At 71.3% G+C, this 13,304-nt stretch carries 12 protein-coding genes; 5 read left to right on the forward strand and 7 right to left on the reverse strand.

Annotated features, from left to right (window positions below; all coding sequences use genetic code 11):
* Nucleotides 1–66 precede the first annotated feature (66 nt).
* Nucleotides 67–1,164, reverse strand: a complete 1,098-nt coding sequence (locus tag T9R20_RS06645) for a sugar ABC transporter permease (RefSeq protein ID WP_322411741.1) — start codon at nt 1,162–1,164, stop codon at nt 67–69.
* 1 nt (nt 1,165) lies between these two features.
* Nucleotides 1,166–2,419 carry a sugar ABC transporter substrate-binding protein gene (locus tag T9R20_RS06650; RefSeq protein ID WP_322411742.1) on the reverse strand — a complete coding sequence of 418 codons (1,254 nt, stop codon included), beginning with the start codon at nt 2,417–2,419 and terminating at the stop codon, nt 1,166–1,168.
* A 176-nt stretch (nt 2,420–2,595) separates the two neighbouring features.
* Between T9R20_RS06650 and T9R20_RS06655 the strand changes: the two genes are divergently transcribed.
* Complete coding sequence (locus T9R20_RS06655; protein ID WP_322411743.1) at nt 2,596–3,609, forward strand: LacI family DNA-binding transcriptional regulator; 1,014 nt, start codon at nt 2,596–2,598, stop codon at nt 3,607–3,609.
* A gap of 3 nt (nt 3,610–3,612) precedes the next feature.
* On the opposite strand, the gene T9R20_RS06660 is transcribed toward T9R20_RS06655, so the two are convergent.
* Nucleotides 3,613–4,398, reverse strand: coding sequence for an IclR family transcriptional regulator (locus T9R20_RS06660; RefSeq protein ID WP_416182968.1), 786 nt, complete (start codon nt 4,396–4,398; stop codon nt 3,613–3,615).
* Between the two features lie 52 nt (nt 4,399–4,450).
* Between T9R20_RS06660 and hutH the strand changes: the two genes are divergently transcribed.
* The 3 genes from hutH to hutI are packed head-to-tail and all read left to right on the forward strand — an operon-like array spanning nt 4,451 to nt 8,876.
* Nucleotides 4,451–6,025 carry a histidine ammonia-lyase gene (hutH, locus tag T9R20_RS06665; protein WP_322411744.1) on the forward strand — a complete coding sequence of 525 codons (1,575 nt, stop codon included), beginning with the start codon at nt 4,451–4,453 and terminating at the stop codon, nt 6,023–6,025.
* Nucleotides 6,022–7,683, forward strand: a complete 1,662-nt coding sequence (gene hutU / locus T9R20_RS06670; RefSeq protein WP_322411745.1) for a urocanate hydratase — start codon at nt 6,022–6,024, stop codon at nt 7,681–7,683. Before hutH ends, hutU begins: the two co-directional genes overlap by 4 nt.
* A complete protein-coding gene (gene hutI / locus T9R20_RS06675) occupies nt 7,680–8,876 on the forward strand; it encodes an imidazolonepropionase (protein ID WP_322411746.1) in 1,197 nt (398 codons plus the stop codon). Before hutU ends, hutI begins: the two co-directional genes overlap by 4 nt.
* Nucleotides 8,877–8,882: 6 nt before the next feature.
* Here hutI and T9R20_RS06680 read toward each other — a convergent pair whose 3' ends face one another.
* From T9R20_RS06680 to T9R20_RS06695, 4 genes are read right to left on the reverse strand one after another with little or no spacing between them, the layout of a single operon-like run.
* A complete protein-coding gene (locus T9R20_RS06680) occupies nt 8,883–9,356 on the reverse strand; it encodes a SixA phosphatase family protein (protein WP_322411747.1) in 474 nt (157 codons plus the stop codon).
* Entirely contained in the window at nt 9,353–10,255 is a 903-nt protein-coding gene (locus tag T9R20_RS06685; protein ID WP_322411748.1) for an arginase family protein, read from the reverse strand. The genes T9R20_RS06680 and T9R20_RS06685 overlap by 4 nt, the downstream gene beginning before the upstream one ends.
* Entirely contained in the window at nt 10,252–10,599 is a 348-nt protein-coding gene (locus T9R20_RS06690; protein WP_322411749.1) for a gamma-glutamylcyclotransferase family protein, read from the reverse strand. Before T9R20_RS06690 ends, T9R20_RS06685 begins: the two co-directional genes overlap by 4 nt.
* Nucleotides 10,600–10,626: 27 nt before the next feature.
* Complete coding sequence (locus tag T9R20_RS06695) at nt 10,627–11,898, reverse strand: DUF445 domain-containing protein (RefSeq protein ID WP_322411750.1); 1,272 nt, start codon at nt 11,896–11,898, stop codon at nt 10,627–10,629.
* A gap of 195 nt (nt 11,899–12,093) precedes the next feature.
* Here T9R20_RS06695 and T9R20_RS06700 point away from each other — a divergent pair, with 195 nt between their 5' ends.
* The gene (locus T9R20_RS06700) at nt 12,094–13,272 is read left to right on the forward strand and encodes an ABC transporter ATP-binding protein (RefSeq protein ID WP_322411751.1); all 1,179 of its coding nucleotides are present in this window, start codon (nt 12,094–12,096) and stop codon (nt 13,270–13,272) included.
* Nucleotides 13,273–13,304: the final 32 nt, after the last annotated feature.

The following is a 13,304-nucleotide window of genomic DNA, read 5'->3' on the forward strand; positions in this document are numbered from 1 at the left end:
CCGGCTCCCGCGTCGTCCGATCCGGATCGACCTGCTCGACCTTCGCCTCTGCCGGAAGTGTCTCACTCACGATCTGCCTCCCTTCACTTCGTAGCGCGCGGCACGCCGCTTCGAGACTCCGCGCTCACGCAGTGCCCAGCGCTGGATGAGCGTGAAGAAGATGATGATGAGGAAGAGCAGGAACGCGATGGCCGACCCCTCTCCCCACTCCTGACGGGTGAACGCCGCCTCGTAGGACAGGTAGGCGGGGGTGACGGTGGTCTTGGCCGGACCGCCCTCGGTGCCCGTATAGATCTGATCGAAGACCTGCCAGCCGCCGATCAGGCCGAGGGTCACGACGGTGAAGATCGTCGGTCGCAGCTGCGGGAGCGTGATGTGCCAGAACCGCTGCCAGCCGTTCGCGCCGTCCATCATGCTGGCTTCGCCGAGTTCGACGCCCACGTTCTGCAGGGCCGCGATGAAGAGGAGCATGAAGGTGCCGCTCGTGGTGAAGACCGCCATGAGGATGAACGCCGACAGGGCGACCGAGGGGCCGGCCAGCCACTCCCACAGGCTCACGCCGAGCACGTCGGTCTGGGTGAGCGCCTCTGGACCGGTGGTGATCCCGACGCCGGCGAGGGCGTTGTGGACGATGCCGCTCGGCTCTTGGAACCAGTTCGGCCCCGAGATGCCGATCCAGGCGAGGACGGCGTTGACCACACCGGTCTGCGAGAAGAGGAACAGCCACAGGATCGTGATCGCCACCGAGGAGGTCACGGAGGGGAAGTAGAACGCGGTGCGGAAGAACCCGCGGCCTCGGAGGACCGCGCGGTTCACCAGGACCGCGAGGAAGAGCGACAGCGCCGTCTGCAGCGGGACCACCAGCAGCACGTACCATGCGATGTTGCGGAGCGAGATGCCGAAGTCGCGCTCGGCGAGGCCGCCTCCGGTCGTCACTGCGGCGTAGTTCTCCAGGCCGACGAAGTTCACCGTCCCCGACAGGGGGCTCCCGCGTCCCGACCAGTCCGAGAAGCTCACCCACAGCGCCATCAGCACCGGGATCAGCAGGAACAGACCCAGGATCAGGATGACGGGGAGGACGAACACCCACCCCGCGGCGGCCTCCCCGCGTCGGATCCCGGAGTTCCGGGACCCGACGCGGGGGGTGGTGACCGTGGCGGTCATGTCAGCCGACCACGGCCTCGAGGTTGCCCTGGACCGAGTCGAGGATCGTCGTCGGGTCGGACTCGGCCAGCGACTCCAGCTGCGCGTTGAAGTCGGTGATCACCGCGGCGGCGTCGGCCTGAGTGGGCAGGAACTGGGCGTACTCGGCACCGTCGATGAAGGCGGCGAGGTCGGGGTTGGCCTCGCGCCACGCGTCGGCGGTGGTCTCCAGCGACGGCATGATGCCGAACGCCTCGGAGAAGGCGAGCTGCTGCTCGGAGGCGGTCAGGTACTCCACCAGCTCGAGGGCGGCCTGCTGGTTGGGGCTGTCGGCGGCCATGCCCCAGCAGTTGGTGAACTGCAGCGTTCCGGGACCACCGGGGCCCTCGGGCAGCTGAGCGACGAGGTAGTTCACATCGGGGTAGTCGTTGCGCATGGCTCCCTCGATCCAGTTGCCCTCGATCACCATCGCGGCAGAGCCGAGGCCGAAGGCCTCGCCGCCCCATCCCGCGCCGATGTCGGTGGCGTAGGCGAAGTTGCCGCCCTCGAGGTTGGTCTTGACGTACTCGAGCGCCTCGACGTTCTCGGGGCTGTTCGCCGTGGCTGCACCGTCGGTGACGAGGCCGCCGCCGGCCTGCGCCATGAAGGCGCCGAGGCGCTGGACCTCGGGGCCGAAGGCGAGACCGGTGACGCCGTCGGTGGTGAGGGTCTGGCTGACCGTGGAAAGCTCTTCCCACGTGGTCGGCACGTCGTCCTCGGTGAGCCCGGCCGCCGCCCACAGGTCGGCGTTGATGATGAGCGCCAGGGTCGAGAAGTCCTTCGGGGCGCAGTAGAACTCGTCCTCGTAGGTGAAGTTCTCCACGAGCGGCGCGTAGAAGTCCCCGGCGTTGGACAGCTCGTCGCCGTAGGCGCGCAACGAGCCGTTGTCGGCGTAGCCGGCGAGGGCGTCGGGGGAGAGGTAGAACAGGTCCGGCGGCGAGCCGGCGGCGAAGCCCTGCGCGAGCTGCTGGTTGAGGTCGCTGGCGATCTCGACGCTCGCCTCGACGCCGGATTCGGCCGACCAGGCGGCGACGGCGTCTTCGACCGCGGTCGCCTCGGCCTCGCCGCTCGAGGCGATGAGGACGCTGATCGCGTCGTCGGAGGACGTCAGCTCGCCGTCGGATGCGGCTCCGCCGCCGTCGTCGAAGCTCCCGCCGCCGCATCCGGTCAGCGCCAGGGCGCCGGCGGTGAGAATCGCTCCCGCGCCGAAGGCGGCGCGCATCTTGCTGCGTGTCATGTCTCCCTCTCCTTTGAATGAAGTCGCGACACCGGTTCCCGAGGATGCTTGATCGTTCAAATATGAACGTTCAAATTGGTGTCGACATGAGACTAGGACGAGGTTCTTTCGGATGTCAACGCGCGACGGATACGCTCGGGTAACAATTTTGATCGTTCAGAGCCGGGGGGTGGGGGATGGCGAAAGCGCCGACGGTCGAGGACGTCGCCCGCCGCGCCGGGGTGTCGCGTCAGACGGTGTCGAACGTGATCAACACCCCCGCCATCGTGCGCGAGGAGACCCGGGCACGGGTGCAGCGGGCGATCGACGAGCTCGCCTATCGTCCCCATGTCGCCGCCCGGAGCCTGCGGACCCGGCGAAGCTCGACCATCGGTGTGCACATCGACCCGTTCACGGGCGGCATCTCCGGCGTCATCCTCGACCGGTTCATCCACGCACTCACCGAGAACGCTAACGAACGAGCGCTGCGGGTGCTGATCTACAGTGCCCGCACCCGCGATGAGGAGATCGCGCGTCTGAGCGACCTGATCGACGGCGGCGAGATCGATGCGGCCGTGATCACGGGGACTGCGTTCGGCGATCCGCGCACGGGGTGGCTGGACGGTCGAGAACTGCCCTACGCGGCATTCGGGCGGCCCTGGGGTGGCGGCGACGTGTGGGAGTCCGGTCACTCCTGGGTGGATGTCGACGGTGCCGCCGGCACCCGAGCGGCGACCTCGCACGCCCTCGAGGTCTACGGACCCCGCGTCGCGTGGCTCGGCTGGCCGCCCGATGCGGGCACGGGGGATGACCGCGAGCGCGGGTGGCGAGAGGCGATGACGGGGTCGGGCTCCGCCGACCGGGTCTTCCGCGTGCCCGACAGCGTGGCGGACGCCCGCGACGTCATGGCACAGGCGTTTTCGGACGCGACCGTGCGCGACGACATCGACGCGGTGGTGTGTGTGAGCGATGCCCTGGCGGTCGGCGCTCACCTCGCAGCCGTCGACACCGGCGCGACCCGCATCGGGCTGATCGGTTTCGACAACACCCCCGTCGCGGAGGCACTGGGACTGTCGAGCGTCGAGCAGGCGCCCGAGCTGGTGGCCCGCGCCGTCCTCGACCTCCTCACCGACGACGGCGGCCGCCGCATCTCGACCGGGGAGCGGGCGCCCGAGCGTCTGCTCGTCCAGCCGCGTCTCGTCATTCGCTGACGCTCACCCGCCGATCCGGCGGGTCAGGGTGCCGGCGGTCTCGCGGACGAGTGCCGCCATCCCGTCATCGGCATCGGCGTCATCCTCGGCCCAGGTCGTGGCGACCGCTGCGGCGGGCCACCCGGCGTGGTCCAGGACGACGGCAGCGACCGAGCCGAATCCGAGCGTGACCTCACCGTGCTCCTCGGCGACCCCCTCGGCGCGGACGGCACGGAGGACCTGGCGGAGCTCGCTCAGGCGCCGCGGACCTCGCCCGGTGCGGTCGGAGAAGGCCCCCGCATCGGGGAACAGCGCACGCACCTGCGCCGGGGGAAGGGCGGCCAGCATCGCCCGACCCGTCGCGGTGAGGTGGGCGGGAAGACGCACCCCGACATCGGTCACCAGGGCGGGGCGACCCGGCGCGCGTTCCTCGACGATGTAGAGCACATCGCGACCGCTCATCACCGCGAGGTGCGCGCTCTGGCCGGCACGGTCGGCGAGCGCTGCCACGACGGGGCGCCCGAGACGGGCGAGCGGCTGCTGGCGTGCATACCCGCCACCCAGCTCGAAGGCGGCGATGCCGAGGCCCCACCGACGTTCCGTCGTCACGTGGACCACGAAGCCGCGCCGTTCCATCGTCGTGAGCAGGTGGTAGACGGTCGAGCGGGGCAGAGTGAGGGCGTCGGCGATGGTCCGGGCGGGGACGGGTCCGCGCTGTCGGGCGAGATAGGAGAGCATCCGCAAGGTCTGGTCGGCGGCGGGCACCTGCGGGCGTCCCCCGGCGACGGCACTGTCTGAGATCACAGACACAGGATGCCACGCGGGCGTGGCGATCCGCCCGGCCACGGAGTGCAATCGAGTCATGTCCCTACTGTCCACGACCACGGAAGTGCTCCTCGGCGATCATCCCCTCGCCCCGGCCGAGGTCGTCGCCGTCGCGCGCCACGGCGCGTCGGTGCGCGTGTCGTCCGCCGCGCTCGCCCGCGTGACCGACTCCCGTGCCCTGATCGAGAGACTCGCCGACGACCCGCGTCCGCACTACGGCATCTCGACGGGTTTCGGCGCCCTCGCGACCACCTTCATCGCCCCCGAGCGACGCCGTCAGCTGCAGGCGAGCCTCATCCGCTCGCACGCCGCCGGAACGGGCGCTGAGGTCGAGGACGAGGTGGTCCGGGCGCTGCAGCTCCTGCGCCTGCAGACCCTCGCCTCGGGACACACGGGCGTGCGCGCCGAGGTCGTGGAGCTGTACGCGGCGATGCTGAATGCGGGGATCACGCCGGTCGTCCGCGAGTACGGGTCTCTCGGGTGCTCGGGCGATCTCGCGCCCCTGGCGCACGTCGCCCTCGCAGCGATGGGAGAAGGGGAAGTGCGGGTGGGCTGCGGCGAGGTCACGTCGGCGCGCGACGCGCTCGCCGCGGCATCCCTCACCTCCGTCGTCCTCGAGGAGAAGGAGGGACTCGCGCTCATCAACGGCACCGACGGGATGCTGGGGATGCTGCTCCTGGCCGCCCACGACCTCGAGATGCTCCTCGACACCGCCGATGTCGCCGCAGCGCTCTCCATCGAGAGCCAGCTCGGCACCGACGCCGTCTTCGCCGCCGACCTCATGGCACTCCGGCCCCACCCGGGACAGCGCGATGCCGCCGCTCAACTGCGGGCGCTCCTCGCCGGCTCGGGCATCGTCGCCAGCCATCGCGACCCGGCCGTCTGCACACGCGTGCAGGACGCCTACTCGCTCCGGTGCAGTCCGCAGGTGCACGGTGCCGCGCGCGACACCCTCGCGCACGCCTCGACCGTCGCCGCCCGCGAACTCGCCGCCGCCATCGACAATCCCGTCGTGACACCCGATGGCCGGGTGGAGTCGAACGGCAACTTCCACGGCGCGCCCCTCGCCTACGTCCTGGACTTCCTCGCGATCGCCGTGGCCGACGTGGCGTCGATCTCGGAGCGACGCACCGACCGCGCGCTCGACGTCGCGCGCAACCAGGGCCTGCCGCCCTTCCTCGCCCACGAGCCCGGGGTCGACTCGGGGTTCATGATCGCTCAGTACGCCGCAGCCGGCATCGTGTCGGAGCTCAAGCGCCTCGCCGCACCCGCCTCGGTCGATTCGATCCCGTCCTCGGCGATGCAGGAGGACCACGTGTCGATGGGGTGGGCGGCGGGTCGCAAACTCCGTCGTGCCCTCGACGGCCTGGCACGCGTGCTGGCGATCGAGGTGATGGTCGGCGTCCGGGCGCAGCTGCTTCGCGCGCCGCTCCGGCCCGCCGCCGCCACCGGTGCGGTCGCCGACCTCGTCCGTGGAGTGTCCGGCGGGCCCGGACCCGACCGCTTCCTCTCGCCCGAGATCGAGGCGGTCACGGGCCTCGTCTCGGCCGGCGCCGTCGCACGCTCCGCGGCGTCCGCTCTCTCGTCCACCGCACCGAAGGAGGATTCATGATCGACGTTCCTGCCCCTGCCCGCTCGATCCGCGCGCCCCGAGGAGGGGAGAGGACCGCGAAGAGCTGGGGAGCCGAGGCTGCCAAGCGCATGCTGATGAACAACCTCGACCCCGAGGTCGCCGAGCGCCCCGACGACCTCGTCGTCTACGGCGGCACCGGGAAGGCGGCCCGCTCGTGGGAGGCGTACGACGCGATCGTGCGCACGCTCGACGAGCTCGAGCCCGATGAGACGCTGCTCGTCCAGTCGGGAAAGCCCGTCGGCGTCTTCCGGACGCACGAGTGGGCGCCCCGCGTGCTCATCGCCAACTCGAATCTCGTGGGCGACTGGGCGACGTGGCCCGAGTTCCGCCGTCTCGAGCACCTGGGCCTGACGATGTACGGCCAGATGACGGCCGGTTCCTGGATCTACATCGGCACGCAGGGCATCTTGCAGGGGACGTACGAGACCTTCGCCGCCGTCGCACGCTCGCTCGGGCGCGATGACCTCGCAGGCACCCTCACGCTCACCGGCGGGTGCGGCGGCATGGGCGGCGCCCAGCCGCTCGCGGTGACACTCAACGGGGGAGCGGTGCTCATCGTCGACGTCGACGCCTCGCGCCTCGCGCGCCGCGTTGCGCACGGGTACCTCGACGAGTACACCACCGACCTCGACGCCGCGATCGCGCGGGTCGTCGCCGCGCGATCGGCGGGCGACGCACTCTCGGTCGGTGTCGTCGGAAATGCGGCCGAGGTCTTCCCCGAGCTGCTGCGCCGGGGCACGCCGATCGACATCGTCACCGACCAGACGAGTGCTCACGATCCGCTTTCGTACCTGCCCGTCGGCGTCTCGGTGGAGGAATGGCGCGCCGAGGCCGAGCGCGACCCGGGGGAGTTCACGCGTCGGGCCCGGGAGTCGATGGCGGCACAGGTGGCCGCGATGGTCGGATTCCAGGATGCCGGCGCCGAGGTGTTCGACTACGGCAACTCGATCCGCGCCGAGGCGCAGCTCGGCGGCTTCGACCGCGCTTTCGCGTTCCCCGGCTTCGTGCCGGCCTACATCCGTCCGCAGTTCGCCGAGGGGCGCGGGCCCTTCCGCTGGGTGGCGCTGTCGGGGGACCCCGACGACATCCGCAATACCGACGAGGCGGTGAAGGCCCTGTTCCCCGACGACGCCGGGCTCGTGCGGTGGCTCGACAGGGCCGGCGGGGCGGTGCATTTCGAGGGGCTCCCGGCGCGCATCTGCTGGCTCGGCTACCAGGAGCGTCACCTCGCGGGGCTGCGGTTCAACGAGATGGTCGCCTCCGGAGAGCTTGCGGGACCCATCGTGATCGGCCGCGATCACCTCGACGCCGGGTCGGTCGCGTCCCCCTACCGGGAGACGGAGGCGATGGCCGACGGCTCCGACGCGATCGCCGACTGGCCGCTGCTGAACGCCCTGCTCAACACCGCGTCGGGCGCGTCGTGGGTGTCGATCCACCACGGGGGCGGGGTGGGGATCGGGAGGTCGATCCACGCCGGTCAGGTCACCGTCGCCGACGGGACGCCGCTCGCGGCCGAGAAGCTCGCCCGCGTGCTCGTCAACGACCCCGGAACCGGCATCATGCGCCACGTCGACGCCGGCTACGACCGCGCGCGAGAGGTCGCCGCCGAGCGCGGCCTGAAGGTGCCGATGCCGTGACTGCGACGCTCATCACGAACATCGGCGAGCTGACGACCAACGTCGGCGCCGCGGGGGATCCGTGCGGCACCGTCCGCGACGCCGCCGTGCTGATCGACGAGGGTCGGATCGTCTGGGTCGGCGCCGCGGCGGAGGCATCGGACGTCTTGTCTCGCTTCGCTCGCGCAACGTCCGGGATAAGGGTCGTGGATGCCGCGCGGCGGGCCGTGCTGCCGGGCTTCGTCGACGCGCACACCCACCTGGTGTTCGCGGGTGACCGTGCCGACGAGTTCGAGGCGCGGATGGCCGGCCGGTCCTATTCCGCAGGGGGAATACACCGGACGGTGGCGGCGACGCGCGCTGCGGGCGATGACGAGCTGCGCATCCGCCTGGCGGAACTCATCCGCGAGCTGCGCGGTCAGGGAACCACCACCGTGGAGATCAAGACGGGGTACGGGCTCACCGTCCACGACGAGGAGCGGCTCGCGCGCCTCGCGGCCGAGGTGACCGCCGAGGTGACGTTCCTCGGCGCGCACGTGATCCCGCCGGAGTACGCCGGTGACCGGAGCGGCTACCTCGACCTCGTCTGCGGCCCAATGCTGGAGTCCTGCGCGCCGTTCAGTCGCTGGATCGACGTCTTCTGCGAGGACGGCGCCTTCACCGGGGAGGAGGCACGCCGGGTGCTCGAGGCCGGTCAGCGCCGGGGCCTCGCGGCCCGCGTGCACGGCAATCAGCTCGGGGAGGGCCCGGGCGTCGCCCTCGCGATCGGTCTCGGCGCCGCATCCGTCGACCACTGCACCTTCCTGAGCGACGCCGACGTCGCCCTGCTCGCGGGCTCGGACACGGTCGCCACGCTCCTGCCGGGGGTGGAGTTCTCCACTCGACAGCCCTACCCCGACGCCCGTCGCCTCATCGACGCCGGGGTCACCGTCGCCCTCGCAAGCGATTGCAACCCCGGGTCGAGCTTCACCAGCTCGATGCCGCTCATGATCGCCCTCGCCGTGCGCGAGATGGGGATGACCGTGCCCGAAGCGGTGTGGGCGGCGACCGCCGGCGGGGCGCGGGCGCTGCGGAGACAGGACGTCGGCGGCATCTCGCCCGGGATGCGTGCGGATCTCGTGCTCCTGGATGCGCCGTCGCGGACCCATCTGGCCTATCGACCGGGCGTGCCGATCGTCGCGGCCGTCTGGAAGGACGGTGAAACGGTCGGGTGACCGCCGTCAGCGCGGCGTGTCGAGGTGCCACTCCGCCGGGTCGACGGCGCCGACGACGGCCCAGTCGTCATCGTCCCAGCGGAACCGGGCGACCGCGCACGTGGGCATCTCGCCGATGCCGCCTCCCGAGAGCGCCTCGGCGAGCTCGGTCATGCCGGGATTGTGCGCGACGACCATCACGCGGGCCGCGCCGCTGCGCCCCGCCGTCGCGAGGAGCGTCGACGGCGGGGCGCCGTAGAGGTCGGGATCGAGGGTGAGCTCGGCCCCGAGCGCCGCCGCGAAGGCGTCGGCGGTGGTGCGGGCGCGGACGGCCGTGCTCGACAGCAGAGCGTCGGGGCGGAAGCCCGTCTCGGCGAGGCGCGCGGCCATTCTCGGGGCGTCGCGCAGACCCCTCTCGTTCAGCGGTCGATCGTGATCGCGAAGCCCCGGGTCGCCCCAGTCCGACTTCGCGTGTCGTACCAGCACCAGTTCGATCGTCATCGGATCGCCCTCCCCGCCAGAAGCTCCAGAACGCACAGCGCCGCCAGTCTCACCGTCCGGCCGTCGTCGGTGTCGGCAGTGGCGTCGATCTCGACGATATCCGCCGTCACGAGTCGCGCGTCCGACGCGGCCGCACGGACCAGCGCGCGCAGCGCGTGGGCGCTCAGCCCGCCCGGGACCGAGGCCGGGCACGCCGGCGCGACGGATCTGTCGCAGACATCCACGTCGATGTCCAGGTGCACGCCGCCGGTACCCGCACCTGCGATCGCGAACGCCTCGTCCATCAGGTCGCCGGCCGGACGGCCGCGAGCCTCGTCGAGGGTGACCAGGGTGATGCCGAGCGCTCGTGCCCGGGCGATGTAGGCGGGGGAGTTGGCGAAGTCGGCGATGCCGATCTGCACGATCCGCGCCGGATCGAGTCCGTCCTCGACGAGCCGGCGCACCGGTGAGCCGTTGGATCTGCCGTCGCGGAGGTCGAGATGAGCGTCGAGCGTGATCAGGCCGCCGGCCCTGGCTCCCTGGGCGACCGGCACGGTGGCGGCGTTGTCGCCGCCGAGGGCGATGACCAGCCCGCCGCGGGCGGCGAGGTCGGCGACGAGGCGGCGGACGCGCGCCTCACCCTCCTCGCCGTCGGGCTCGGGAACATCTCCCGCGTCGACGATCGTGAGCGCGGCGTCGAGGTCGACGGCGGGGGGACCGATCACGGTGGGGCTGTACCGCCGGAGAGCCTCGCGCACGGCCGCAGGGGTGGCGTGGGCCCCGGTCGCCGACAGGGACGTCCGATAGGTCGGCACCCCGAGAAGGGCCACGTCGATCGGGCCGGAGGTCTCGGCGCCGTCGTGCGCCGACGGCCAGTCACCGGCGCGCGGCCACAGGGGGTCGTGGAAGAGGCCGCTCACACCGACACGTAGACCCAGGCCGTGCGGCCGCTGGCGAGCGGCGCCGCGATGCGCCGGTAGAGCGAGACCTCGTACTCGTCCGCGGCGTCGAGCTCGTCCTCGGTGACGCGCAACACCTTCCCCACCACCTTGTCGAGGGGATTCCCGGTCGGCCGGACGATGGGGTGCACCGCATGCCCCGAGACATCCACCACCCGTTCGTCGATGATCTCGGCGTAGTCGACGGTGAATCCGGGCAGGATGTCGGGCTCGGCCTCGACGATCCTGCCGAAGGTGTCCAGCTGCACCTCGGGCTGCTGGAGCGTGCCGTAGCTGAAGAGCAGTTCGCCGCTCACCGATTCCACGCGCTCACTGTAGCGCCGCAAGGAGCGTCATCCCCAGATGGCGCGGGCGATCGTGTAGATGACGAGCCCCGCCAGCGCCCCGACGATCGTGCCGTTCAGACGGATGTACTGCAGGTCGCGTCCGACCATGAGCTCGATCTTCTCGGTCGTCTCCTCGGGGTCCCACCGCTCGACGGTGTCGGTGATGATCGACGCGATGTCGTGGCGGTACCGGTCGACGAGGAAGACCGCGGCCTCGGTCACCCAACCGTCGGCGCGCTTCTGCAGCGCCGCATCGGTCACGAGGCGCTCGCCGATGTCGGCCAGCGCGTCCGTGAGGCGGTGCCGCAGGCCGCTGTCGGGGTCGTCGAGGGCCGCGAGCAGCCCAGACTTCGCCGTGCCCCACGCCTGCGCGGCGAGCTCGCGCACCCGCGGGCTGTCGAACACCGCCGACTTGGCGTCTTCGAGCCGTCCGATGGTGGCCGGGTCGGTCTGCAGATTGTGCGCGAGCCGTTCGAGGTATCCGTCGATCGCGTGCCGGGCGGGATGATCCGGATCGGCGCGCACCGCCGCGACGAACTTCACGGCCTCGTTGTAGACGGTGTCGTCCACCAGTCGCTGCGCGATCTTCGGCACCCAGGCGGGCAGGCGCCGCGAGACCAGGCCCTCGAAGGCGACCCGGTTCGCCGAGAGCCAGTTCTCGATGGTCTCCGCGGCGAGATCGACCGCCCCGTGGTGCGCACCGGCCTCGATGACCCGCTCGAGCCACCCGCCCACCGGGGGCCCCCATTCGGGAACGAGCACGTGCTCGCGCGCGAGCTCTTCGATCACCTCGCGCACGTCGTCGTCGCTCAGCGCGCGCAGCACGCCCGCGGCGATCGCCGACGCCTCCGAACCGACGCGCGCGGCGTGCTCGGGCTGGCGGAGCCACTCCCCGGCGCGGCGCGAGATGCGGGTGGCGGCGAGCTTCGTGCGCACGACCTCGCCGCGAAGGAACTCCGTCTCGACGAACTCCCCGAGCGTCCGGCCGATCTCGTCCTTCCGCTTGGGGATGATCGCGGTGTGGGGGATGGGGAGGCCGAGCGGATGCCGGAAGAGCGCCGTCACGGCGAACCAGTCCGCGAGCGCCCCGACCATCCCGCCCTCCGCGGCGGCGCGGACGTAGCCGAGCCAGGGCACCTGCTCCTGGAGCGAGAACGCGATCGCGAAGACCACGGCCATCGCCAGGAGCGCCCCGAGCGCGACGGCCTTCATGGTGCGCAGAGCGCGGCGCCGCTGCTGATCGGCAGGGCTCAGCTGGTCCGTCGGGGTGCGTGCCATCAGGTCATCCTCGCACGGGCGCGGCCGCCCGTCATCGAACGCCGGATCCGACAGCATCCGCCGCTGTTGACGACGGAATCCGTGAGGTTTTACATCTCCGACACACAATCACGTCTGTACGGGCAACAGCACGTGTGTTTGACTACGGGGCACAGCGGTTCAAAAAGGCGCGGCACTGCCGCCGGCGGAGGATTCATGCCCGAGGCTTCCCTGACCACGCACCCCGCCCCGCGCGTGCCCTCCGCGGGGCCAGCGGAGGACGCGAGCGGCACCACCGGATCGGTCGTTCTGGATCGGGTCACCAAACGCTATGCCGGTCAGACGGCCGTCGACGAGCTCTCGCTCTCGATCGAGTCCGGCGAATTCGTCTCGCTCCTGGGACCCTCGGGATGCGGGAAGACGACCACGCTCCGCATGATCGCGGGATTCGAGCATCCCGATGCCGGCGACATCACCGTCTCCGGTCGGTCGGTCCTCGGCTTGCCGCCCTACCGTCGCGACGTCAACACCGTCTTCCAGGCCTACGCGCTCTTCCCGCACCTGTCCGTCGCCGAGAACGTCGCCTACGGTCTGCAGCAGACGCGCACGCCGAAGGGAGAGGTGCGCGAGCGCGTCGCGGACGCGCTGGACATGGTGCAGATGCGCCGCTTCGCCGACCGCAAACCCACGCAGCTCTCGGGTGGGCAGCAGCAGCGCATCGCCCTCGCCCGGGCGCTGGTCAATCGGCCCTCCGTGCTCCTCCTGGACGAGCCCCTGGGCGCCCTGGACCGGCAGCTGCGCGAGGAGATGCAGCTCGAGCTCAAGCTCCTGCAGTCGCGGCTGGGGATCACCTTCGTCTTCGTCACGCACGATCAGGGCGAGGCGCTGTCGATGAGCGACCGGATCGCGGTGATGCGCGACGGCCGGATCGAACAGCTGGCCGACTCGGACACCATCTACGCACGGCCCTCCTCGGCCTACGTGGCGGCGTTCGTCGGCCAGCAGAACTTCTTCCGCGGTGCGGTGGCGGAGTCGGGTGCGGCGGTCGCCTCTCCGCACGTCCTCGTGCGCGGAACGGAGCGAGTGCTCACCGGATCGCGGGGCGAGGCGGCGGTGCGCCCGGAGTACATCCGGATCGAATCCTCGACGGACGCCGACGGCGTGAACGCCGTGCAGGGCACGCTCATCGGCCTCTCCCACCTGGGCGACACCATGCAGTACCTCGTGAGCCTCGGCGGAGATCAGAGCCTGATCGTCCGCCGGCCCACTCCCGACGCCCCGGCCCTGCGCGTCGGGGATCCGGTGCGGTGCTCCTGGGCCGACCACCACGTCCTGCTCTTCCCCGCCGACGACGCCGCCGAGGAGGGCGGCTACGTCCCGCCGCCGACCGTCTGACCCCCGCCGCAGCATCCCCGCCCTCCCGACAC

It is taken from the genome of Microbacterium invictum (assembly GCF_034421375.1).
Taxonomy (GTDB): domain Bacteria; phylum Actinomycetota; class Actinomycetes; order Actinomycetales; family Microbacteriaceae; genus Microbacterium; species Microbacterium invictum_A.